This window comes from Novosphingobium sp. FW305-C-30-35 (genome assembly GCF_058783135.1).
This window is the reverse complement of record NZ_JBYSYJ010000001.1, coordinates 1100385-1123044: the sequence shown is the minus strand read 5'-3', so window position 1 is coordinate 1123044 and position 22660 is coordinate 1100385. Positions and strand designations below refer to the sequence as shown.

The following is a 22660-nucleotide window of genomic DNA, read 5'->3' as shown; positions in this document are numbered from 1 at the left end:
CTGGTTCGACGAGAAAGGGCGGGGCCTCGCGGCTCCGCCCTATTCGTTTGCGCTCAGAAATCCGCAGCCCTTGACTGCCGCCGCGCTTCGGCAAAGCTGTCGGCGCGGAACTTCTCGAAGGCCACCCGCCGGTCATATCCGGGGTCCTTCGGGTAGTCCTGATACTCGGCGATGATCTCGTCGAATATCTCGCGCACTTCTTCCTTGTGGTCGGGGTGCGAGAAGATGTGCAGGCGGTTGGCCTTCATCGCCTCGATCACGCGGGCACCGATCACGTCGGGCTCCATGCCGAATTCGTGCAGGCCCTGCAGCCGCTCCACCGCACTAGGATCGACCGGCTTCATCGCGCCCTTCAGTGCATCGGGCCGCACGTCGTCGCTGGCATAGATGTAGCTTTTCACCAGGCCCGGACACAGCACCGAGACGCCGATCTGATACTTCAGCAGCGAATAGTGCAGCGATTCCGAAAGCCCGCGCACCGCGAACTTGGTGGTGTTGTAGATGCCGGGGCTGCCCGCCGCGAGAAATGCCGCCATCGAGGCGGTGTTCACCACGTGACCGCCCTTCTGCTCGCCCGCCTTCACGCGCTCCACCATGCGCGGCACAAAGGTCATCACTCCGTTGATCACGCCGTGGAGGTTGACGCCCAGCAGCCAGTCCCAGTCGTCGTAGGAGGACTCCTCGATCGGCTGGAACAGGTTCACCCCGGCATTGTTGCACAGGATCGAAACCGGCCCGAACTTCGCCTCGACCTCGTCCGCCGCAGCCTTGAAGCCATCGCGGCTGGCGACGTCCAGCTGCACGCCCATGACCTCGCGATTGTCGAGTGACGCCAACGCCTTGTCGATCGAATCCTGCCGGATATCGGCAATGGCGACCTTGCACCCCTCGTTCAGCAGCTGGCGGACGAGCCCGATGCCCACGCCGTTCGCGCCTCCGGTGACGAAGGCGGTGCGTCCTGCGAAGTCCTTCACTTGGCGCGCCCTTCCTTCAGCCTGTTCTGCCGCGCGATCTCCTCGGTGATCGCGGGATTACGGAACAGCATGGCGAAAGTCTGCTTGTATTCCGGGTTCTCGGGCAGGTGGGTCTGCACCGCTGCCGTCGTGGCAAGGCCGCGCTCTTCCACGCCTGTCAGGAACTCGGAGTGGGTGAGGATATAGAGCTCGTCATTGAGGATGCCTTTCAGAACGCGTTCGCCCACCTGCTCCTTGGTCTGGTACAGATGCATGAAGTTGCCGCCCGATGCGCGGCGCTTGTCGGCCTCGGCATAGCCGGTGTCGGCCAGGTCGGCGGGGCGCGTCTTGGCCGCATCGGCGATGTTCGATTGCACCGCGCCCGGGCAGAAGGCGCTGCAGATCACGCCGCGCGGTTCCAGTTCCGGGCGCATGCACTCCATCATCGAGGTGACCGCCGCCTTGCCCGACGAATAGATCGTGGTCATCCCCACCGGCACCAGCGCGCTCATCGATGCGGTGCAGACGATGTGCCCACCTTCGCCATGGGCAAGGATGCGCGGCAGGATGGTGACGATGCCGTTGATCGTGCCGCCCACGTTCACGCCCATGACCCAGTCCCAGTCGGCAAAGGTCGCCAGTTCCGTCGGCCCGACCACGGCAACGCCTGCATTGTTCACCAGGATGTGGATCTTGCCGAATTTCGCCTCGACCGCATCGGCCACGGTCGCGAACTGCTCGCGGTTGGTCACGTCCAGCTTCACCGCCAGCACGCGCTCGCCTCCGGCCAGCTCCTCGACCGCCGAATCGAGGTGATCCTGCCGGATGTCGGCGATGGTCACGTTCATCCCGGCACCCAGCAGCGCCTTGGCGATGCCGAGGCCGATGCCGCTGGCGCCGCCCGTCACGAATGCTGTCTTGCCCGGCAGATTCTGCATCAGATCCTCTCCATTCCTCGTCGTCCGCCGCCAAGTCTCGGTGGCGGGGAATCATTTTTCACCTTGTGTATTCACCAGCGCGAATTTGTATGCAAGACTAACAATATCGCTGCTTCGAAAAGGTCCGGCAAAGGACCGTCCCGAGAGCGGGCACGGCGAGAGAGGAGAGCACATGGCAGGTGTCGCAGTCACGGCAGTTCCCGAAGGCGGCGTTCAGCATGAACGTGCCGAGCATCCGGCAAGCGCAGCCTACTGGGCCCTGTTCGTCATCGTCCTGGCGACGTTCCTGACGTTCTTCGACGCGATCACTTTCGGCATGCTGGCAGAGCGGATCAAGCACGATTTCGGCCTCACTGATTCGCAGCTCGGGTTCCTCGCCGGGCCCGCCAGCATCATCTGCTACCTGTTCGTCGGCATTCCGCTGGCGCGCCTGGCTGACATCTACCCGCGCAAATACGTGCTTGGCGCAGGTGCCGCGCTTGTCGGAGTGATCATATCGGCAGGCGGTCTTGCTCAAAGCTTCGGCCAGTTCGTCGGCAGCCGGGTATTCCTTGCTGCCGGCGGTTCCGCCCATGCGCCCGCGTCCTACTCACTGCTTGCCGATGCCTTTCCGCCCAGGAAGCTCACCCGCGCCTTTGCGCTGCTGCAGTTCGGCTTCATCGGCGGCACTACCCTCGGTCCGCTCATCGGCGGCATGCTGGTGATGATGACCGCGCCGTGGGGGCCGACTCACCTCGGCCCGCTGACGATCCTCGGCTGGCAGTGGATCCTGATATTCATGGGTATCCCTTCGCTCCTCGTCGGCCTGCTGTTCCTGACGATCAAGGAGCCCCCGCGCATGGCCCCTGCGGCTGACGCGCCGATGGTCCCGGTCAATGCCACGTTCGGGCGCAAGGTGCTGACCTTCATGGGGCTGGATGCCTTTCGCGCGATCAATGCCAAGCCGCGCGTCTATTATCCGCTGTTCGGCGCGCTGGCCCTCAGCGCGGTCGAAACCTTCGGCCTGCAGTTCTGGCGCGTGCCCTTCATGATCCGCACCTTTGGCTGGAACGAAGGGCAGATCGGTGCAGCACTCGGCATCACGGTGCTGATCGCCTCGCTTTCGGGCCTGCTGCTTGGCGGCCTGTTCGTCGAATGGCTGGCCAAGCGCTACAAGGACGCAAACGTCCGCGCCGCCACTTGCTGCGCGGCGGGCGTCACCGTCTGCACCATCACTGCCATCCTGATGCCTACGGCCTGGGGTTCGCTGATCATGTTCGGGCTTTCGGGCATGTTCGGCATCGCCGGCGCCGTGCCGCAGAACGCCGCGGTCCAGCGCGTCGCACCCAACGACATGCGCGGACAAGTGACCGCCTTCTACCTGTTCATGTTCACCTTCTTCGGTGCGATGGGCAGCTACGTCGTGGGCAAGGTGCAGGACGTTCTGATCGGCGATCCCACCCAGTTGTGGAAGGCCCTGCTGATCACCGCCAGCGTGCTCATGCCACTCGCTACATTCCTCATGTTCAAGGCAATTCGCCCCTATCGCGAGGAAGTGGAGCGCCTGGAGGCAATGGGGCGTTGACAGGACTCGCACAGCTCGTCAGATTGTTAGTAAGACTTACAAAATATAAGGGAGTTGGACGTGTCCGATAACAGCCAGATTGCCGCGCTCGAAAGCCGCCTGAACGATCTCGAAAAGCGCCTGACGGTGCGCGAGGATGAGCTTGATATCCGCAAGCTGCAGCATCTCTACGGCTACCTGATCGACAAGTGCATGTATAACGAGACGGTCGACCTGTTCACCGACGATGGCGAAGTGCGCTTCTTCGGCGGCGTGTGGAAAGGCAAGGAAGGCGTTCGCCGCCTCTATGTCGAACGCTTCCAGAAGCGCTTCACCTACGGCAACAACGGCCCGATCGATGGCTTCCTGCTCGATCACCCGCAGTTGCAGGACATCATCAACATCCAGCCCGATGGCGTCACCGCGCTGGGGCGCGCCCGCTCGATGATGCAGGCCGGCCGCCACAAGGACTACGAAGGCGATGCCCCGCACCTCAAGGCGCGCCAGTGGTGGGAAGGCGGCATCTACGAGAACACCTACAAGAAGGTGGACGGCGTGTGGCGGATGCACATCCTCAACTACATGCCGATCTGGCACGCCGATTTCGAAAGCGGCTGGGCCAACACCCCGCATGAATACGTGCCGTTCCCCAAGGTGACCTATCCGGAAGACCCGACCGGCCCGGACGAGCTGATCACCGATCACTGGCTGTGGCCCACGCACAAGCTCAACGCCTTCCACATGAAGCACCCGGTCACGGGTGAGGAAATGGTGGCGCAGCGCTGGCAGGGTGACATCGACCGCGAGAACGCGCGCGGCTAAACGAATGCTGGCGGGGGCCATCTCCTCCCGGCCCCCGTCGGCAACCATGGATTGGCAATGACCACTTATCCCACGCTTCACATGATCATTGATGGCGAGCGCATTTCCGGCGCAGGCCGCCGTACCCACGCCGTCGTAAATCCCGCCACCGGCGAGACCATCGGCGAGCTGCCGCTGGCCGAAGCCGCCGATCTCGATCGCGCGCTTGAAGTTGCCGCCAGGGGCTTCCGCATCTGGCGCGAAAGCACGCCGCAACAGCGCGCTGCCGTGCTTCAGGGCGCGGCTCGTCTGATGATGGAGCGGCAGGAGGACCTCGCCCGCATCGCCACGATGGAAGAGGGCAAGACCCTGCCCGAGGCGCGCATCGAAGTTCTGATGAACGTCGGTCTGTTCAATTTCTACGCCGGCGAAGTCTTCCGCATCTATGGCCGCACGCTGGTCCGCCCCGCCGGACAGCGCAGCACGATCACCCACGAACCCGTCGGCCCTGTCGCTGCCTTCGCGCCATGGAACTTCCCGCTCGGCAATCCGGGTCGCAAGCTCGGCGCGCCCATCGCCGCTGGCTGCTCGGTCATCCTCAAGGCTGCAGAAGAAACGCCCGCTTCGGCCCTTGGCGTGCTCCAGTGCCTGCTCGATGCCGGGCTGCCCAAGGAAGTAGCGCAGGCCGTGTTCGGCGTGCCCGATGAAGTCAGCCGCCACCTGCTCGGCTCACCCGTCATCCGCAAGCTGTCGTTCACCGGCTCGACCGTTGTCGGCAAGCACCTCATGCGCCTTGCCGCCGACAACATGCTGCGCACGACAATGGAATTGGGCGGCCATGGCCCGGTCCTGATCTTCGGCGATGCCGATGTGGACAAGGCCCTCGATACGATGGCCGCGTCAAAGTACCGCAATGCGGGGCAAGTCTGCGTCAGCCCCACACGCTTCATCGTCGAGGAGAACGTCTTCGAACGCTTCCGCGACGGCTTTGCCGAGCGCGTCGGCCGCATCAAGGTCGGCAACGGCCTTGAGGACGGCTCCCAGATGGGCCCGATGGCCAACGCCCGCCGACCCGAGGCGATGGACCGCCTGATCGGCGATGCTGTCACGCGCGGCGCCCGCACCCACACCGGTGGTGAGCGCATCGGCAATGCGGGCTACTTCTACGCGCCCACAGTCCTCTCCGAAGTCCCGCTCGACGCGGCCATCATGAACGAAGAGCCGTTCGGCCCGGTCGCCTTGATCAACCCCTTCAGCGGCGAAGAGGCGATGATCACCGAGGCCAATCGCTTGCCCTATGGCCTCGCCGCCTATGCCTGGACCGAAAGCGCCTCGCGCCAGAAGCGTCTGGCTCGCGAGATCGAGACCGGCATGTTGGGTCTCAACACCACCATGATCGGCGGCGCGGACTCTCCGTTCGGGGGCGTAAGGTGGTCGGGCCACGGCGCGGAAGACGGCCCCGAAGGCGTGCTCGCCTGCATGGTCACCAAGGCCGTGCACGAAGGCTGAAAGGCAGGCTTTGACGTGTTCTGGAAACCTGCGGGCAACATGCTGATACTAGCGCGAAAGGGTCACCCCCTGTTGCCCGGAGCTTCCCATGCGTCCATCGCGCGCCCTGCTGGCTGCCACCAGCCTCCTGTCCGCGCCCTGCGCCATGGCCGCGCAAGAGGACGAACAGGTCTGGCTGGCCCAGTTCTCGACGATCGAGGTCGGGCAGAAAGTCCTGCTCTTCACCGATGTGCAACTGCGCTTCACCGATGGCGCGGACCGGCTTGGGCAGGTGCTGCTGCGCCCCGCCGTCGGCTATCGCATCACGCCGAGCGACACCCTGTTCCTGGGCTACGCCTACGTCCGCACCGAACCGCTGAACGGCACACCGACCGACGAACACCGCATGTTCCAGCAGGCGCTGGTTCGCCTGGTGGGCGGCCCCGGCAGGACTACGGTGACCTCGCGCACGCGTCTCGAACAGCGCTGGCTCGAAGGTCGCTCCGGCATGGGCTGGCGCCTGCGCCAGCAGGTCAGGCTCGATGCGCCGGTGGCCAAGGGCCTCAATGCCATCGTCTGGGCCGAACCCTTCGTCAACCTCGATACCACCGCATGGGGCCAGCGCGCCGGGTTCGACCAGTTGCGCGGCTTTGCCGGGGTGGGCGTGCCCATCGCCAGGGGCATCGCCATCGAGGCGGGATATTCGGGCCAGTACGTCAATCGTTTCAACGTGCCCGATCGCATGAACCATATCGGCAGCCTGTCGCTCACCATCCGCAGATGATGGATCGCAGGCTGCCTTTTCCGGGAAGGAAGCCTGCATGACCACAGAACTCAAGACCGGAGGCGAGCAGGGTTACCTGCGCATCGCCACCGAAGAAGCCTTCGCCACGCGCGAGATCATCGACGTCTACCTGCGCATGATCCGCGATGGCACCGCCGACAAGGGCATGGTCTCGCTATGGGGCTTCTATGCCACCTCGCCGTCCGAGCGCGCCACCCAGATTCTCGAGCGCCTGCTCGATCTGGGTGAGCGCCGCATCGCCGACATGAATGCCACCGGCATCGACAAAGCCATCCTCGCGCTGACCTCGCCCGGTGTCCAGCCGCTGCTCGATGTCGAAGAGGCAAAGACCCTCGCAGCCCGCGCCAACGACACGCTCGCGGCTGCCTGCGAGAAGTACCCGGACCGCTACATCGGCATGGGCACCATTGCCCCGCAGGACCCGGAATGGTCGGCTCGCGAAATCCATCGGGGTGCGAAAGAGCTCGGCTTCAAGGGCATCCAGATCAACAGCCACACGCAAGGCCGCTATCTCGACGAGGAGTTCTTCGACCCGATCTTCCGCGCCCTCGTCGAGGTTGACCAGCCGCTCTACATCCACCCCGCCACGTCGCCGGATTCGATGATCGATCCGATGCTCGAAGCCGGGCTCGATGGCGCGATCTTCGGCTTCGGCGTTGAAACCGGCATGCACCTGCTGCGCCTCATCACCATCGGCATCTTCGACAAGTACCCGAGCCTGCAGATCATGGTCGGCCACATGGGCGAGGCGCTGCCGTACTGGCTCTACCGCCTCGACTACATGCACCAGGCCGGTGTCCGTTCGCAGCGCTATGAACGCATGAAGCCGCTCAAGAAGACTATCGCCGAATACCTCCAGTCCAACGTCCTCGTCACCAATTCGGGCGTGGCGTGGGAGCCGGCGATCAAGTTCTGCCAGCAGGTCATGGGCGAAGACCGCGTGATGTATGCGATGGACTACCCCTACCAGTACGTCGCCGACGAAGTCCGCGCGATGGATGCGATGGACATGAGCGCTGAAACCAAGAAGAAGTTCTTCCAGACGAATGCGGAGAAGTGGTTCAAGCTGTGATCCGCAGGCGCAGGGAGAGAATATGACCACCGAACCGCGCCGTACCCTGGCCCCCGGCGCATGGTACGCGCTGATCCTCGTCGCGCTGACCAACGCGATGAGCCTGCTCGACCGCCAGATCCTCGCCATCCTCGCGCCCGCGATCAAGAAGGACCTGGACATCGGCGATGCCGAGATGGGTCTGCTCTATGGCACCGTCTTCGCGCTGTTCTATGCGCTGTTCTCGCTTCCCGTCGGGCGCCTTGCCGATGGCTGGGTGCGCACTCGCCTGCTGGCCATCAGCCTGCTGTTCTGGTCTACCGCCACCGGCCTTGCCGGGTTCGCCTCGAGCTTCGCCATGCTCGCCCTGTCGCGCCTCGGCGTCGGCATTGGCGAGGCGGCGACGGCGCCGGCCGGCACCTCGCTGCTCTATGACTTCTGGCCCAAGCACCGCCGCGGCTTCGTCATGTCCGTCATCGCTTCGGCCATCGCTCTCGGCCTGGGCGGCTCGCTCATCCTGGGTGGCGTCGCCGCGGCATGGTGGGACGCCAGCCATGCGGCGGGCGGGCTCAAGGGCTGGCAATTCGCTTTCCTCGTCGCTGCTGCCCCCGGCTTCGTCCTTGCCGCTTTCGTGTGGATGCTGAAGGAGCCGCAGCGCGGGCAGATGGACGGCATCGAAACCGCACCCGAAGCCCATCCCTTCGCCAGGAGCCTCGCGCTGCTCGGCTCGGTCACCCCCGGCTTCCACTGGATTGGCATGAAGGGCAGGGGCGCCAGCCCCGCCATGGTGCGCGGCAACCTTGTGGCGCTCACCCTCATCGCCGTGGCTGCTTACGCGCTCACGCTGCTGAGCAACGCGATCAGCCCCAAGCCGCCGATGCAACTCGGCAGCATAACGCTCAACCCGCACGCGCTGCAATGGAGCGTTATCGGCCTCGGCGTCTTCGTCATCGTCAACCTGATGCAGGGCATGAAGCTGGGCGATGCCCAGGCTTTCCGCGTCATCTCCCGCTCGCCCACGGTGATGATGTGCATTGCCGTGGGCACGCTGCAGTCGGTAATCAACTACGGCATGATGGCCTTCAACCCCAGCTTCCTGATCCGCACCTATGGCCTGACCATGCAGGAAACCGCGCTGCAGTTCGGCCTGCTCTCGGCTGCCATGGGCATCATCGGCCCGCTGGCATGGGGCCCGCTGTCCGATTGGTTGAACCAGCGCTTCCCCGGCGCCGGTCGCGCATGGGTCGCCCTGTTCGCGATGGCAGCTTCGCCGGTCATGTCGTTCTGGGTCTATTTCGCCGCCGATCCCGGCAGCTTCTATGCCCGCTTCCTGATCTACAGCTTCATCCTCACCGGCTGGATGCCGCCACTCTATGCGATCATGTACGATCAGGTCCTGCCGCGCATGAGAGGGCTCACCGCCAGCCTCTACCTGCTGGTGATGACGATACTTGGCATGGGCATCGGTCCCTATGTCGTGGGCCTCCTGTCCGACGCCACCGGCAGCTTGCGCACCGCGATGCTCTCCATCAACGCGGTGGCAATTCCCATCGCGGTCCTGATGCTCTTCATCGCTCGCCGCGCGCAGAGGGACGAGGCAACGCTGCTGGAGCGCGCCGCGGCCTAGCGAGGCTTCTTCGTGATTGCCGCGTTGAAGTCTGGGTCCTTGTTGGCGACCCAGCTCACGAACTTAGCGATTGCCGGGTTGGCCAGCAGAACCGAAGCGTCCATCCCGGCGCGCTGCAGTTCGGAGTTTGTGAATGTGGTGATCAGCGTATTCTGGCAGATCGCATGCATCGGTACGGTCTCGCGCCCACCCCGGCTCTTGGGCACGGGGTGATGCCAGACGATGGTCGAACCGGTAGGACGCCCGCAGAGCCAACATGGCGGCGGCGGCGGCGCTTCGGCCTCATCTTCGGTATCCTGCCAGGAACCGTGCTTGGAATGCTTGCGGGCCATCGGTGCGCCTAGGATCGAGGAGTCCTGCGCTCTAACGACTTCTCAAGTCACCCGCCACACCCAGAGCTTGATCCCCAGCGGATAGCGTGCGCCCGAGCAGACGAATATCGACCGGTTCATCCAGTCATACTTCCCCTTGGGCGCGATGAACTCGGGCACCGTGCGGAAATAATACTCCGCCGGATCGACTTCCTGCCCTGATGCCAGCCGCTGCATTACATCCGGAGGGCCGTGCCGCAGCCCGCGATTGCGGATCTGGATCACCACCCCGTCATCGGTCTCGAGCGCATAGATCGCATCGGCCACGGTCACCCCGTCAGGCCGCGTCACCTGCCAGTCCGCCGCATTTCCGATCAGCTTGCCCCTGATCAGCGGCCCTTCCACGCGACCGCCGCCGACGATCGGAATGATCCGCCGCGTCCCGTCAAAGGTCTCGCCGATCGCCACCGGCGGCTCCAGCTCGCCGGTAGCCTCATAGACGAACTCGAGGCCCGGTTGGATCACGCAGCCATCTCCTTCTCCACCAGCCCGATCTCATCCGCATTCGCCCAGTTGCCATGCAGGCCGAAGCGCAGGCGGATGGGGATGTGCACTGTGGCCACCGGGCCCTTCTCGATCTCCAGCGCGTCGAAGATCAGCAGGTCGCTGCGCTGCTCTTCCAGCCGGTTGCAAACCTGCACGATCCAGCCGTCGCCTTCGGGAGCATCCTTGGAGCGCGGCACGAAGCACGGTTCCTGCAGGCTCGATACCGGGCCGCACCACCAGTGCTGTTCGCGCCCCGTTTCGAAATCCTTGTGGAACAGGCAGTTCATCAGCAGTCCACCGGCACTGCCACCGCGCAGCTCGACCGGGCGTTTCATGTCCATCTCGAGGAACCAGCCGTGGCGGGTCTTGCGTCCCGCAAAGCGATCGTCGATGCGCGGGAACTCCGACGCCGTGTCCGAAAGCCTCACGATCTCGGCAAAGTCCTCGCCATTGCTTGCCATGTCGACCACCCAGTCCGTCGGGTAGCTCATCGCTTCCATGCCGTTGAACGGTGCACCGTGGACGTCCGGGAAGAACGGGAACATGTTGTTCTTCGCCTCGCACGTCACGAAGTGGACCTTCGTCCCTTCCTGCCAGGCGTTGAGCACGTGGCTGGCAAAGCAGTTGTCGCGTGTGAACCAGCGGATGTCTTCCTGACGCACGTCATCGCGGCGGGGAATGATGCCAAGGTGCACCGGCTTGGTCGTGTCGAAGCCAAAGTGCGGCATGCCCTTTTCCAGGCGGTCCCAGCTGCCGATCGAAGGCACGATGTGCAGCACCAGGTAATCCTCGGTGATGCCGAAGTCATGCATCATGCAGTAGTAGGGCACCTTGAACCACACCTCGCGGATCAGCTCGCCTGTCGGACTCACTTCCATGTAGGTCACATCGTCGGTGCACAGCCCGCTCGCGGCGTAGCCGATGGCGACCATGTTGCCGGTCCTGGGATCGACCTTGGGATGCGCGGTAAAGGTCTGCCCGGTCATCTTGCCGCCGAACTTCTCGAACCCGAACGTCTCCATCGTTGCCGGATCCATTACGAGGGCAGGGGAGTCCTCCTTCATCGCCCACAGCTTGCCGCCGAAGATGAAGGCGTTGGTGTTGGCGGTCGAACGGATCTCGCCCTTGACCGCTTCGTCATCGGTCAGCGGGTTGCGATAGGCGCCGAACAGGGCCTTTCCGGCTGCGTTCTCCAGCTTCCATTTGTCCGTCTTTGCCCAGCGTTGGCGGAAGTCCACCTGGCCGTCATGGATATGAAAGCGGGTGATCATGCCATCGCCATTGAACGCAATGTCGTCGGCAAGACGCGGAGGAAACTGCGGGTCGGGCTGGACGCGATAGAATGCGCCGTTTAACCCTTGCGGAATCGTGCCTTCGTGGGCCAGATCGGCGATATCCGCCTCGATCCGCGATGGCGTGTTGAATCCCGTGAAGCTGGGGGTGTTCGGAAATTGAGCCATGGCATCCTCCTCGCGATATTGTATGTAATGCTAACAATTAGACAAGCGCAATCGTTGGGGGCAGGCATTGATCAAGGACAAATTCGCCGACGCCATCGCGCCCGTCGGCCACACCGACGAGGATGACGTCGGCGCGATCAACGATATTCTCGGCTTCCACATCCGTCTCGCCCACGGCGCGTGCCTCAGGCATTTCACCGAAACCTTCACCGATCTCGATCTCACGCAGAAGCAGGTGTCGGTGCTCTGGCTGGTCGACGATCACCCCGGCATCGCCCAGACCGATCTGGCGCAGCGCCTGCGGATGGACCGCGCCACGACCATGGCGATCATCAACCGCCTTCAGGCCAAGCATTTCCTGCGGCGTGATCGCTCGCCACGGGACGGGCGCAAGCAGGCGCTGTTCCTCGAGCCCGCTGGCGTCGAAATGCTGGCCCGGGCCAAGCAGGCCATCGGCGAGCACGAGGCCTGGGTGAAAAGCCGCTTTACCGACAAGGAAGTGCGGCAACTCATCGAACTGCTTTCCAGAATCCACGAATAAGTTATATCAGATAGCAATAAGCCATTCTTGGAGAGGATTCGGGCCGCATGTCACAAACCCCGCGCGAGGTGATCGAGCAGACGCCCATGGGTGTCCGCCAGTGGATCGTGGTGGTCCTGATGGTGCTGTTGAACGCGCTTGACGGGTTTGACGTGCTGTCGAGCGCCTTTGCCGCGCCGGGGATCACCGCCGATTGGGGCATTGCCCGCCCGGCGCTGGGCGTGGTGCTTTCGGCCGAGCTGCTCGGCATGGGCTTCGGTTCGGTGCTGCTCGGTGGGGCGGCAGACCGGTATGGCCGCAAGTTTACCATGCTTGCCTGCCTCGTGCTGATGGCGGTTGGCATGTATCTGGCAAGCATCGCGACGGCGGTTCAGCCGATGGTTGCCTACCGGTTCCTCACCGGCATCGGCATCGGCGGGATGCTCACCACCACCAACGCGGTGGTCGCCGAAAGCACCAACAGCCGTTGGCGCTCTGTCGCCATCGCGGTCTATGTGGCGGGCTATCCGCTGGGCGCGATCGTCGGCGGAATTGCCGCATCGGAATGGCTGCTACCCACCTACAGCTGGCACGCGGTGTTTGTGTTCGGCGCGGGGGTGACCGCAGTGTTGATCCCGGTCATCCTGGTGCTGGTGCCCGAAACGGCGGCATACTTGACAACGAAGCGCGATCTGGCGGGCGTGAACCGCACGCTCGCCGCGTTTGGCAAGCCTGCCATCAGCGATCTGCCGGTGATCGTGGCGGGTACCGCCAAGCCTCGGGTAACCGATATCCTGTCCAACCCCAGACTGCGCCCGGTCACCCTGCTCCTCGCGTTCGGCTACACGTTCCACTGCATTACCTTCTATTACATCCTGAAGTTCGGGGTGCAGATCGTGTCCGATTATCCGCCGGGCTATCCTCCGGCGCAGGCGGCCACGGTGCTGACATATGCCAACATCGGCGGGTTCCTGGGCAGCGCGCTTTTCGGCTTCGTGATGGCGCGGCTGGGGGTCAGGTGGCCGACCGCGCTGATGCTGCTGATCGGCGCGATGCTGGTGGCCTGGTTCGGCACCGGGCGTGATACGCTCAATGCGTGGCAAATGGCGACGATGATCGCCGGTTTCTTCACCAATGCGGCGATCAGCGGCTACTATGCCGCCTTTGCGCGCGGCTTCCCGGCCTATGCGCGGGCCACCGGCACAGGTTTCGCGCTGGGCGTCGGGCGGCTGGGCGCTGCGGGCAGTCCGTTGCTGGCGGGCACCCTGTTCGGCTGGTTGGGAGACGACCAACTGCTGACGGTGTCGATCATCATGGCAATGGGCTCGGTTCTCAGCCTCGTGCTGTTCCTGATGCTGCCCGAGCGCGATGGCGACGACGTGATGGCGGATCAGCCTGCGGGGTAGGATCACTTCAGCATCCTTGACCGGATCGAAGGGGGTGGAATGCGCGTGACCAGAAGCCTCGTTTCGCCCCTGCTTTGCATGGCCCTGTTATGGGGGAGTTGCGGGGGAGTTGCCGCAGAGTCACCCCAGAGTTCGCGAGAGTTGGAAAGTTCCTCTCCACTGGTCTGGGACGGCCATAACGACGTCCCCGAGCAGCTCCGCGAACGCCGCAAGGATGTTCTGGAAGGCTTTGATTTCAATGACACGCGCAGCGTCGGGATGATGACCGACTTGCCCAGAATGCGCGCCGGGAATGTGGGAGCGCAGTTCTGGTCGGTCTATGTCTCGGCCGATCTGCCAGAGCCGCAGGCGGTGCAGGCTACGCTCGAACAGATAGACGTGATGAAGCGCCTGATCGCGCGGCATCCGGCCGAAATGCAGTTCTGCACCGACACGGCCTGCGTTGAAAAAGCGTGGAAATCAAAGAAGATAGCCTCGCTCATCGGCATGGAGGGCGGCCATTCGATAGGCGGCTCGCTGGGCGTCCTGCGCCAGATGCACGCTTTAGGCGCGCGCTACATGACGCTCACGCATTTCAGGAACAATGCCTGGGCGGATAGCGCCACCGACGCCCCCGCGCACGATGGTCTGACGCCGTTCGGAAGACAAGTTGTCAAGGAAATGCAACGGCTTGGCATGCTGGTCGACCTCGCCCACGTTAGCGAGGCGACCATGCGTGACGTGCTGGCGCTGGCCGGTCCGCCGCCGATCGTAAGCCACTCCAACGCCCGTGCGATCAACCACCACGCCCGCAATGTCTCGGACGAGACGCTGAAGGCGATCGGCGTTGCTGGCGGCATCGTCATGGTCAACTTCTATCCGCCCTATGTCGTTGAAGCGGCACGACAATGGAGCGCTGCGCGGGACGCCGAAGCGGCGCGCGCCAAGGCGCTCAATCGTGGCGATCCCGCCGCCGAGAAGGCGGCGCTCGCGGCATGGGACAAGGCTAACCCGATGCCGCGCGGCAGCGTCAAGGACGTCGCGGATCATATTGATCACATTGCAAAATTGATCGGCGTCGGCCACGTCGGCCTCGGCGGAGACCTCGATGGTGTCGAGGCCACGGTGCAGGGCATGGAAGACGTCTCGACCTACCCCGTGCTCTTCGCCGAACTGTCCCGGCGCGGCTGGTCGAAGGCGGATCTCGGGAAGCTTGCCAGCGGTAACATCCTGCGGGTGATGAAGGCTGCCGAGGCTTATGCCGCCGCGCACCGCAGCGATGCCCCGCTTGAAAGCGCGACGACGTTCTGACGTTTCATTTCGCCGCCATTTTCGCTCTCGACGCAAGGGCGGGAAGGCGGCAAGATAGTTTGGTTCAATAACAATCTGGACGGAGAGACCACCTTGTTTACCCACACTTTCCTTGGCACCAATGACATCGAAAAGTCGCGCAAGTTCTACAGCGCGGTAATGCAGACTCTCGGTCACAATGCGGTGGAACTGCCGCACGGCACGCTGTTCCCTTCGCCCAACGGCTCGCTGATCGTGGCGAAGCCAAGCAACGGCGAAGCGCACACCGTCTCCAATGGCTACACGCTCGGCTTCAAGGCGGCCGATTCCTCGGTGGTTGATGCCTGGCACGCCGCAGGCCTTGCTAACGGCGGCACCTGCGAAGGTCAGCCGGGCGTTCGCGAAAACTCGCCGGGCAAGCAGTATGGCGCCTACCTGCGCGATCCGGATGGCAACAAGATCTGCGCTTTCGCGCCCAATCCCAACGCCTGATCGCCAGCCGCCCCGGTATCGAGCCGGGGCGGCCTTCACATGTCCGTGATCCCGTAAGGCACCAGATCGCGGGCATGCGGGTCGACCACGATGGCGCGGTCGCTGGGCGGGAAGGCGCGCTGGTCGCACTTGTCGCGCGGGCAGATGCGGCAGGAAATGCCGATCCGCGTCACGGCCTCGGGCCGTGCAAGATTGATCCCGTCGGCATAGATGAACTCATCGGCCAACGCCGCCTCGCAGCCCAGGGCCACGGCGTAGCGGCGCGGTATGCGATAATAGCTGCCCGAAGGCTTCACCAGGCCCTTGGCAATCGAGACATAGCGCACGCCATCGGGCATTTCTGCGGCCTGTACGTGGATGCGATCGGGGATCGCCACGGCTTCGTGCACCACCCATAGCGGGCAGGCACCGCCGAAGCGGGCGAACTGAAGGCGCGTGGCCGAGTGGCGCTTGGTGATGTTGCCGGCCATGTCGACGCGGCAGAAGAACATCGGAATCCCGCGCGCCTGCGGGCGTTGCAGCGTCGACAGGCGATGGCAGACCTGCTCGAAGCTGGCCCCGAAAGTCAAGCGCAGCTGATCGATATCATGCCGCAGCGCACGGGCGCGGGTGCGGAACCATTCGTAGGGCATGATCAGCGCGCCTGCCGCATAATTGCCCAGGCCTACGGTCAGGAGCTGGCGCGCGGCGTCCGATTGCAGCGTTGCCTCGCCGACGATGGCGCTGATTTCATCGCGCAGGGCTTCGGCCGCCAGCTGGTATGCGATCTGGAACCGGGCGGATTCGATCGGCTGGTTGGGGTCTATGGTGAGGCGGCGCGCTTCGGGGTCGAAGCGCCGCATTGCCCCGCCGCTGACCTGTTCAACCGCGATGCCGCGACTCTCCAGCCAGCTTGCCATTTGCGCCGATGTCGGCGTCAGCCCGGTGCCGGATAGCCGCACCGCCAGTCGTTCGGCGGCGCGGTCGATGGTATCGACGTAGTTGTTGGCGTGGTGGAACCAGTCGCGCACTTCTTCCCACGGCAGGCGGCCTCCGGAGATACTGTCCGATCCCAGCGCCTCGTCGATGGCTTCGAGCCGCTGAACCGAGCGGCGGTGCTGGTCCCACAACTGGGCGAAGGCCTGGGCGAAGGCGGGGTATTGCTCTGCAACGCGCTCCACCTGATCGCCGGGAAGCATCTGGCCCAGCATCGGATCGGCGGTGGCATCGCGCAAGGCGGAAAGCACCGGCTCGACCCGGTCGGCAGCGAAGTCCTGCCATTCGACCGGAAAGCTCTGCTGCAACCGATCGGTCAGCGCAGGGGTCAGGGGGCGCTCGTCATTCTCGATCTGCGAGAGATAGGAGGCGCTGATCCCCAGAAGCGATGCCATCTCGCCTTGGCGCAGCTTTCGCGTGACGCGCAGAGCCTTGAGTTGTTCGCCTGCAAACAAGCGGCGTCGCGCCATTTATCCCGTCCCCCAGCTTCGGCCGGTTTTGCAAAGTGATCCTTCGCAAGTTTGCAGAATAACATTGGACTTGGCAAGCGGCGTGGCGCAGTTGGAACGCCGATCCGCGCCCGGTGTCGTTCCGGCAGGGCGCGGGCGCGGCTCTGGCGTGGCGCCTCGGGGAGGAGGAGCAGGCCGGAGTCGCAGCAGAAAACGGTCCGCCAGTCAGAAGAAGGGATGCCACGCATGTCCGCCAATATCGCCGAAATGGAAAAGCGCCGGGAAGCCGCGCGGCTGGGTGGCGGGCAGAAGCGCATCGATGCCCAACATGCCAAGGGCAAGCTGACCGCACGCGAACGCCTCGAAGTGCTGCTGGATGAGGGCAGCTTCGAGGAAGTGGACATGTACGTCGAGCATAACTGCGTCGACTTCGGCATGCCCGACACCGTCATTCCGGGCGATGGCGTGGTCACCGGATCGGGCACGATCAACGGCCGTCTGGTCTATGTGTTCAGCCAGGACTTCACGGTGTTCGGCGGATCGCTTTCGGAACGGCACGCACAGAAGATCTGCAAGATCATGGACATGGCGCTGAAGGTCGGCGCGCCGGTGATCGGCCTCAACGATTCCGGCGGCGCACGCATCCAGGAAGGCGTGGCGTCGCTCGGTGGCTATGCCGAAGTGTTCCAGCGCAACGTGCTGGCCTCGGGCGTGGTGCCGCAGCTTTCGCTGATCATGGGGCCGTGCGCGGGCGGCGCGGTCTATTCGCCTGCCATGACCGACTTCATCTTCATGGTGAAGGACAGCTCGTACATGTTCGTCACCGGCCCGGATGTGGTCAAGACCGTGACCAACGAGGTCGTCAGCCAAGAGGAACTGGGCGGCGCGGTGACGCACACGACCAAGACCTCGGTCGCCGACCTCGCGCTGGAGAACGACATCGAGGCGCTGCTGGCGGCGCGCGATTTCTTCGATTACCTGCCGCTGTCGAACCGCCAGGACGTGCCCGAGCGGCCCACCTCGGATCCTTACGACCGCCTCGAGCCCAGCCTCGATACCATCGTGCCGGCTTCGGCGACGCAGCCCTATGACATGCACGAAGTCATCCGCAAGACAGTGGACGAGGGCGAGTTCTTCGAGATCCAGCCCAAGCATGCCGCGAACATCATCTGCGGTTTCGGGCGCGTCGAAGGCCGCACCGTGGGTGTGGTCGCCAACCAGCCGATGGTGCTGGCAGGTGTGCTCGACATCAACTCCTCCAAGAAGGCCGCGCGGTTCGTGCGCTTCTGCGATGCGTTCAACATTCCGATCGTGACCTTCGTCGACGTTCCGGGCTTCCTCCCCGGCACGGCGCAGGAGCACAATGGCATCATCAAGCACGGCGCCAAGCTGCTCTTCGCCTATGCCGAGGCGACCGTGCCGAAGATCACCGTCATCACCCGCAAGGCCTATGGCGGCGCCTATGACGTGATGGCCTCCAAGCACCTGCGCGGCGATCTCAACTACGCCTGGCCGACCGCCGAAATCGCGGTGATGGGCGCCAAGGGCGCGGTCGAGATCATCTTCCGCGGGCTTTCCGCCGAAGAGCAGGCGGTGAAGACCAAGGAATACGAGGACCGCTTCGCCAACCCGTTCGTGGCGGCGAGCAAGGGCTTCGTCGACGAGGTGATCCACCCGCACTCGACGCGCCGCCGTGTCGCGCTGGGTCTCAGGAAGCTCAAGAACAAGAGCCTCGAGAACCCGTGGAAGAAGCACGACAACATTCCGCTGTGAGGTTGATATGAGCAATGCTCCCCTCCCTACCGGTCCGAAGAAAGGCATTACATTCCAACAGTCGGTAGCGCTTGGCATTTTAATTGTGGGGGTTGCTTATTGCTCCTCGCGTCCCGACGACAATTCTGGATCGACTTACTATTCGGACACTAAGCAATCGGATGCGCGAAAAACACTGCAAGGGGCAACACTCAATCCGGCGGAGCAGCAGAACTACGAGCGAGATCCGAGCAGCATGGGATTTAGTGACCAGGATCGAGCGTTCTTAAAGGAACATGGAGTGTCCGAAAAAGAAGCGCGAGCCATCGAAGAAGTGACGCGGAAAAAGGGCGTCGAATAGGGGTTCAAATAAATGACCGACATCTACATCGTCTCGGGCGCGCGTACCGCCATCGGTTCTTTCGGCGGCGGGCTGGCCTCGCTGCGTCCGGCCGAAACCGGCGCGATTGTCATCAAGGAAGCGATTGCCCGCGCCGGGATCACGCCTGACAAGGTGCAGAACGTGGTGATCGGCACGGTCGTGCCGACCCAGCCCAAGGATGCCTATGTCAGCCGCGTCGCGGCGGTAAACGCGGGCGTGCCGATCGAGGCTCCCGCCATGAACGTCAACCGCTTGTGCGGTTCGGGCCTGCAGGCGATCGTCTCGGCAGCGCAGGGCATTGCCCTTGGCGAGCAGGACATTGCCATCGGCGGCGGCGCTGAAAGCATGTCGAACGCGCCGCACATGGTGCTGACCGCGCGCAACGGGCAGAAGATGGGCGACCAGGTGCTGATGGACGCCATGCTCGGCGCGCTGCACGATCCGTTCGAGAACATCCACATGGGCGTGACGGCGGAGAACGTGGCCGAGCGCTGCCAGATCAGCCGCGAGGAGCAGGACGCGCTGGCGGTGGAAAGCCACAAGCGCGCGGCCGCAGCCATCGCAGCGGGCTACTTCAAGGAGCAGATCGTCCCGGTCGAGATCAAGACCCGCAAGGGCGTAACGGTGTTCGATACGGATGAGCACGTGCGCGCCGATGCCTCGGTCGAGGCGATGGCTGGCCTCAAGCCGGTGTTCAAGAAGGACGGCACGGTTACCGCCGGCAACGCGAGCGGAATCAACGACGGTGCGGCAGCGGTCGTGCTCGCCAGCGGCAAGGCGGTTGAAGAACATGGGCTGAAGCCGATGGCCAAGATCCTCGGCTGGGGCCATGCGGGCGTGGAACCGAACGTGATGGGCCTTGGCCCGGTCAAGGCCGTGCCGGTGGCGCTGGCGCGCGCGGGTCTGACGCTCGACCAGATCGACGTGATCGAAAGCAACGAGGCTTTCGCGGCGCAGGCCTGCGGCGTGGCCAAGGAACTGGGCTTCGATCCGGCAAAGACCAACGTCAACGGCTCGGGCATCTCGCTCGGCCATCCGATCGGTGCGACCGGCGCGATCCTGACGATCAAGACGATGTACGAACTGCACCGCACCGGTGGGCGCTATGGCCTCATCACCATGTGCATCGGCGGCGGTCAGGGCATCGCCATGGTCATCGAGAAGGTCTGAACATGAAGCTGGGCCGTCTCAATCATGTCGGCGTCGCGACGCCGGACATCGACGCTTCGATTGCGTTCTATCGCGACGTGATGGGCGCTTCGGACATCACCGAGCCGTTCGTGCTGGAAAGCCAGCAGGTGCGGGTGTGCTTCGTCAATACGCCGGGCGAGAACGGCACGGCGGGGACGCAGATCGAGCTGATCCAGCCGACCAGCCCAGACAGCGCAGTGGGCAAGTGGCTCGCGGCCAATCCCTTGGGCGGGCAGCACCACCTTTGCTACGAAGTGCCCGATATTCACGAGGCCAAGGCCTGGTTCGAGGGGCAGGGCAAGCGCGTGCTGGGTGAGCCGCGCATCGGCGCCCACGGAACGCTGATCTTCTTCGTGCACCCCAAGGACATGGGCGGGCAGCTGACCGAGATCATGGAGACGCCGAAGGGCGGGCATCACTGAGGTTTGGGATAACCGTCACCCTGAACTTGTTTCAGGGTCCATCGTGCGAATGGCACGGCGGTTCGAGTGGCAAAATGGATGCTGAAACAAGTTCAGCATGACGTGCGAGATGGCAAAATGACCGACAAGACACTGGCCGACTGGCAGGCCGCCGCCGCCAAGGAAGTGAAGGGCAAGGACCTGACCTGGCAGACGCCGGAAGGCATCGCGGTCAAGCCACTCTACACCGCCGAGGATGTGACGGCAGACCCCGGCCTGCCCGGTTTCGCCCCGTTCACGCGCGGCGTCCGCGCCTCGATGTATACGGGCCGCCCCTGGACCATTCGCCAGTACGCCGGCTTTTCCACCGCCGAGGAATCCAACGCCTTCTATCGCCGCAACCTTGCCGCGGGTCAGAAGGGCCTCTCGGTCGCCTTCGACCTTGCCACGCACCGTGGCTATGACTCCGACCATCCGCGCGTGGTGGGTGACGTCGGCAAGGCGGGCGTTGCCATCGACAGCGTCGAGGACATGAAGATCCTTTTCGACGGCATTCCGCTCGATCAGATGTCGGTATCGATGACGATGAACGGCGCGGTCATTCCGATCCTCGCATTCTTCATCGTGGCGGGTGAAGAGCAGGGCGTAGATCGCAAGCTGCTCGACGGGACCATCCAGAACGACATCCTCAAGGAGTTCATGGTCCGCAACACCTACATCTACCCACCCGAGCCCTCGATGCGGATCATCTCGGACATCTTCGGCTACACCAGCCGCGAGATGCCCAAGTTCAACTCGATCTCGATTTCCGGCTACCACATGCAGGAAGCCGGGGCGACGCAGGTGCAGGAACTGGCCTTCACCATCGCCGACGGCATGGAATACGTGAAGTATGGCGTCGCCTCGGGGCTGGACATCGACAAGTTCGCCGGGCGCCTGTCGTTCTTCTTCGCCATCGGCATGAACTTCTTCATGGAAGTGGCCAAGCTGCGCGCCGCGCGCGTGCTGTGGCACCGGGTGATGACCAAGCTGGGCGCCAAGGACGAGCGCTCCAAGATGCTGCGCACCCACTGCCAGACTTCGGGCGTGTCCTTGCAGGAGCAGGACCCCTACAACAACGTCATCCGCACCACGATCGAGGCAATGGCCGCGATGCTGGGCGGCACCCAGTCGCTGCACACCAACGCGCTTGACGAAGCCATCGCGCTACCGACCGACTTTTCCGCCCGTATCGCGCGCAACACGCAGATCGTGATCCAGGAAGAGACCGGCATGTGCAACGTGGTCGATCCGCTCGGCGGGTCGTACTACATCGAGGCGCTGACGCAGGAACTGGTCGACAAGGCCTGGGAAATCATTGAGCGCGTCGAGGCCGATGGCGGCATGGCCAAGGCTGTGGCCGCTGGCTGGCCCAAGGCGATGATCGAGGAAGCCGCCGCCGGGCGTCAGGCCCGCGTCGACCGTGGCGAGGACGTGATCGTCGGCGTGAACAAGTATCGCCTGGCGAGCGAGGACAAGCTCGAAACGCTGGAAGTCGACAACCATGTTGTCCGCGAAGCCCAGATCGCCCGCATCAAGCGCGTGCGCGAGACGCGTGACGAAACGAAGTGCCGTGCTGCGCTTAATGCCTTGACCGAAGGTGCAAAGACCGGCGGCAACCTGCTGGAACTCGCCGTGGAAGCTGCGCGACACCGCGCCACGCTGGGCGAGATTTCGGATGCGATGGAAGTCGTGTTCGGCCGCCACGGCACTTTCCCGACCCCGGTGAAGGGCGTCTACGGCTCGGCCTATGCCGGGGATTCGCGCTACCAGCAGGTGCTGGATGGCGTCGAGGCGGTGACGCGCCGGCTTGGCCGCAAGCCCCGCATGCTCGTCGCCAAGATGGGCCAGGACGGGCACGATCGCGGTGCCAACGTGATTGCCTCGGCCTTTGGCGACATGGGCTTCGAGGTGACCTCCGGCCCGCTGTTCCAGACGCCCGAGGAAGCTGCCGCGCTGGCACTCGAGAAGGACGTCGATGCGGTTGGCGCATCTTCGCTCGCCGCCGGGCACAAGACGCTGATCCCCGAACTGATCGGCCATCTCAAGGCCGCAGGCCGTGCGGACATCAAGGTCGTGGCAGGGGGCGTGATCCCGCCGCAGGACTACGATTTCCTGCGCGAAGCCGGGGTGCAGGGCATCTACGGTCCAGGCTCGAACGTGGTCGAATGCGCCGCAGACATGCTGCGCCTGCTTGGCCACAACATGCCGCCGCCGGGTAGCGAGATCGACGCCGCCTGATAGTATTCGCGCCTTACAAC

General features: G+C 64.0%; 21 protein-coding genes. 15 read left to right on the top strand and 6 right to left on the bottom strand.

Translation table 11 applies throughout. From position 1 onward, the window contains the following. Positions 1-53: 53 nt before the first annotated feature. Together AC3WLM_RS05615 and AC3WLM_RS05610 are read right to left on the bottom strand one after the other, a co-directional pair. Positions 54-974: an SDR family NAD(P)-dependent oxidoreductase gene (locus tag AC3WLM_RS05615; protein ID WP_492476832.1), complete on the bottom strand. Its 921-nt coding sequence runs from the start codon at positions 972-974 to the stop codon at positions 54-56. After that, complete coding sequence (locus AC3WLM_RS05610) at positions 971-1891, bottom strand: SDR family NAD(P)-dependent oxidoreductase (protein WP_492476831.1); 921 nt, start codon at positions 1889-1891, stop codon at positions 971-973. Before AC3WLM_RS05610 ends, AC3WLM_RS05615 begins: the two co-directional genes overlap by 4 nt. 172 nt (positions 1892-2063) lie before the next feature. Between AC3WLM_RS05610 and AC3WLM_RS05605 the strand changes: the two genes are divergently transcribed. From AC3WLM_RS05605 to AC3WLM_RS05580, 6 genes are all read left to right on the top strand, one after another. Further along, complete coding sequence (locus tag AC3WLM_RS05605) at positions 2064-3455, top strand: MFS transporter (RefSeq protein WP_193827108.1); 1392 nt, start codon at positions 2064-2066, stop codon at positions 3453-3455. A 60-nt stretch (positions 3456-3515) separates the two neighbouring features. Next, the gene (locus AC3WLM_RS05600) at positions 3516-4256 is read left to right on the top strand and encodes a nuclear transport factor 2 family protein (protein ID WP_039331973.1); all 741 of its coding nucleotides are present in this window, start codon (positions 3516-3518) and stop codon (positions 4254-4256) included. 57 nt (positions 4257-4313) lie between these two features. Then, entirely contained in the window at positions 4314-5744 is a 1431-nt protein-coding gene (locus tag AC3WLM_RS05595) for an NAD-dependent succinate-semialdehyde dehydrogenase (protein ID WP_062342704.1), read from the top strand. Positions 5745-5832: 88 nt separating this feature from the next. Beyond that, positions 5833-6507, top strand: coding sequence for a DUF2490 domain-containing protein (locus AC3WLM_RS05590; RefSeq protein WP_492476830.1), 675 nt, complete (start codon positions 5833-5835; stop codon positions 6505-6507). Positions 6508-6544: 37 nt separating this feature from the next. After that, positions 6545-7600, top strand: a complete 1056-nt coding sequence (locus AC3WLM_RS05585; protein WP_492476829.1) for an amidohydrolase family protein — start codon at positions 6545-6547, stop codon at positions 7598-7600. A 22-nt stretch (positions 7601-7622) separates the two neighbouring features. Beyond that, positions 7623-9206 carry an MFS transporter gene (locus AC3WLM_RS05580; RefSeq protein ID WP_039331802.1) on the top strand — a complete coding sequence of 528 codons (1584 nt, stop codon included), beginning with the start codon at positions 7623-7625 and terminating at the stop codon, positions 9204-9206. Here AC3WLM_RS05580 and AC3WLM_RS05575 read toward each other — a convergent pair. From AC3WLM_RS05575 to nov1, 3 genes are read right to left on the bottom strand one after another with little or no spacing between them, the layout of a single operon-like run. Continuing rightward, positions 9203-9538: a hypothetical protein gene (locus AC3WLM_RS05575; protein ID WP_492476828.1), complete on the bottom strand. Its 336-nt coding sequence runs from the start codon at positions 9536-9538 to the stop codon at positions 9203-9205. The genes AC3WLM_RS05580 and AC3WLM_RS05575 overlap by 4 nt on opposite strands. A gap of 42 nt (positions 9539-9580) precedes the next feature. Next, positions 9581-10042, bottom strand: coding sequence for a DUF3237 domain-containing protein (locus AC3WLM_RS05570; protein ID WP_427463914.1), 462 nt, complete (start codon positions 10040-10042; stop codon positions 9581-9583). Continuing rightward, positions 10039-11523, bottom strand: a complete 1485-nt coding sequence (gene nov1 / locus AC3WLM_RS05565) for a lignostilbene-alpha,beta-dioxygenase NOV1 (protein ID WP_062342694.1) — start codon at positions 11521-11523, stop codon at positions 10039-10041. Before nov1 ends, AC3WLM_RS05570 begins: the two co-directional genes overlap by 4 nt. A 67-nt stretch (positions 11524-11590) precedes the next feature. On the opposite strand from nov1, the gene AC3WLM_RS05560 reads away from it, so the two are divergent. From AC3WLM_RS05560 to AC3WLM_RS05545, 4 genes are all read left to right on the top strand, one after another. Next, positions 11591-12064, top strand: a complete 474-nt coding sequence (locus AC3WLM_RS05560) for a Saro_0803 family transcriptional regulator (RefSeq protein WP_039331808.1) — start codon at positions 11591-11593, stop codon at positions 12062-12064. A 47-nt stretch (positions 12065-12111) separates the two neighbouring features. Further along, the gene (locus tag AC3WLM_RS05555; RefSeq protein ID WP_492476827.1) at positions 12112-13449 is read left to right on the top strand and encodes an MFS transporter; all 1338 of its coding nucleotides are present in this window, start codon (positions 12112-12114) and stop codon (positions 13447-13449) included. 141 nt (positions 13450-13590) lie between these two features. Further along, complete coding sequence (locus tag AC3WLM_RS05550; protein ID WP_492476826.1) at positions 13591-14739, top strand: dipeptidase; 1149 nt, start codon at positions 13591-13593, stop codon at positions 14737-14739. Between the two features lie 93 nt (positions 14740-14832). After that, entirely contained in the window at positions 14833-15210 is a 378-nt protein-coding gene (locus tag AC3WLM_RS05545; RefSeq protein WP_039331812.1) for a VOC family protein, read from the top strand. Between the two features lie 35 nt (positions 15211-15245). On the opposite strand, the gene AC3WLM_RS05540 is transcribed toward AC3WLM_RS05545, so the two are convergent. Then, positions 15246-16655 (bottom strand): helix-turn-helix domain-containing protein, encoded by a 1410-nt coding sequence (locus tag AC3WLM_RS05540; protein WP_039331814.1) that lies wholly within the window; start codon positions 16653-16655, stop codon positions 15246-15248. Positions 16656-16880: 225 nt separating this feature from the next. Here AC3WLM_RS05540 and AC3WLM_RS05535 point away from each other — a divergent pair, with 225 nt between their 5' ends. The 5 genes from AC3WLM_RS05535 (at position 16881) to scpA (ending at position 22640) form a co-directional block, all read left to right on the top strand. Continuing rightward, positions 16881-18407 (top strand): acyl-CoA carboxylase subunit beta, encoded by a 1527-nt coding sequence (locus tag AC3WLM_RS05535; protein ID WP_039331816.1) that lies wholly within the window; start codon positions 16881-16883, stop codon positions 18405-18407. Positions 18408-18414: 7 nt separating this feature from the next. Further along, complete coding sequence (locus tag AC3WLM_RS05530) at positions 18415-18747, top strand: hypothetical protein (protein WP_492476825.1); 333 nt, start codon at positions 18415-18417, stop codon at positions 18745-18747. Positions 18748-18759: 12 nt separating this feature from the next. Beyond that, a complete protein-coding gene (locus tag AC3WLM_RS05525; protein WP_492476824.1) occupies positions 18760-19938 on the top strand; it encodes an acetyl-CoA C-acyltransferase family protein in 1179 nt (392 codons plus the stop codon). 2 nt (positions 19939-19940) lie between these two features. Then, complete coding sequence (gene mce, locus AC3WLM_RS05520; protein WP_427463901.1) at positions 19941-20381, top strand: methylmalonyl-CoA epimerase; 441 nt, start codon at positions 19941-19943, stop codon at positions 20379-20381. 117 nt (positions 20382-20498) lie between these two features. After that, entirely contained in the window at positions 20499-22640 is a 2142-nt protein-coding gene (gene scpA, locus AC3WLM_RS05515; protein ID WP_492476823.1) for a methylmalonyl-CoA mutase, read from the top strand. Positions 22641-22660 lie beyond the last annotated feature (20 nt).

Excerpts from the sequence above, each read along its gene's own strand:
- AC3WLM_RS05610 (WP_492476831.1), bottom strand. The coding sequence starts at position 1,891 with ATGCAGAATCTGCCGGGCAAGACAGCATTCGTGACGGGCGGCGCCAGC.
- AC3WLM_RS05605 (WP_193827108.1), top strand. The coding sequence starts at position 2,064 with ATGGCAGGTGTCGCAGTCACGGCAGTTCCCGAAGGCGGCGTTCAGCAT.
- AC3WLM_RS05595 (WP_062342704.1), top strand. The coding sequence starts at position 4,314 with ATGACCACTTATCCCACGCTTCACATGATCATTGATGGCGAGCGCATT.
- AC3WLM_RS05590 (WP_492476830.1), top strand. The coding sequence starts at position 5,833 with ATGCGTCCATCGCGCGCCCTGCTGGCTGCCACCAGCCTCCTGTCCGCG.
- AC3WLM_RS05585 (WP_492476829.1), top strand. The coding sequence starts at position 6,545 with ATGACCACAGAACTCAAGACCGGAGGCGAGCAGGGTTACCTGCGCATC.
- AC3WLM_RS05580 (WP_039331802.1), top strand. The coding sequence starts at position 7,623 with ATGACCACCGAACCGCGCCGTACCCTGGCCCCCGGCGCATGGTACGCG.
- AC3WLM_RS05575 (WP_492476828.1), bottom strand. The coding sequence starts at position 9,538 with ATGGCCCGCAAGCATTCCAAGCACGGTTCCTGGCAGGATACCGAAGAT.
- nov1 (WP_062342694.1), bottom strand. The coding sequence starts at position 11,523 with ATGGCTCAATTTCCGAACACCCCCAGCTTCACGGGATTCAACACGCCA.
- AC3WLM_RS05555 (WP_492476827.1), top strand. The coding sequence starts at position 12,112 with ATGTCACAAACCCCGCGCGAGGTGATCGAGCAGACGCCCATGGGTGTC.
- AC3WLM_RS05540 (WP_039331814.1), bottom strand. The coding sequence starts at position 16,655 with ATGGCGCGACGCCGCTTGTTTGCAGGCGAACAACTCAAGGCTCTGCGC.
- AC3WLM_RS05535 (WP_039331816.1), top strand. The coding sequence starts at position 16,881 with ATGTCCGCCAATATCGCCGAAATGGAAAAGCGCCGGGAAGCCGCGCGG.
- AC3WLM_RS05530 (WP_492476825.1), top strand. The coding sequence starts at position 18,415 with ATGAGCAATGCTCCCCTCCCTACCGGTCCGAAGAAAGGCATTACATTC.
- AC3WLM_RS05525 (WP_492476824.1), top strand. The coding sequence starts at position 18,760 with ATGACCGACATCTACATCGTCTCGGGCGCGCGTACCGCCATCGGTTCT.
- mce (WP_427463901.1), top strand. The coding sequence starts at position 19,941 with ATGAAGCTGGGCCGTCTCAATCATGTCGGCGTCGCGACGCCGGACATC.
- scpA (WP_492476823.1), top strand. The coding sequence starts at position 20,499 with ATGACCGACAAGACACTGGCCGACTGGCAGGCCGCCGCCGCCAAGGAA.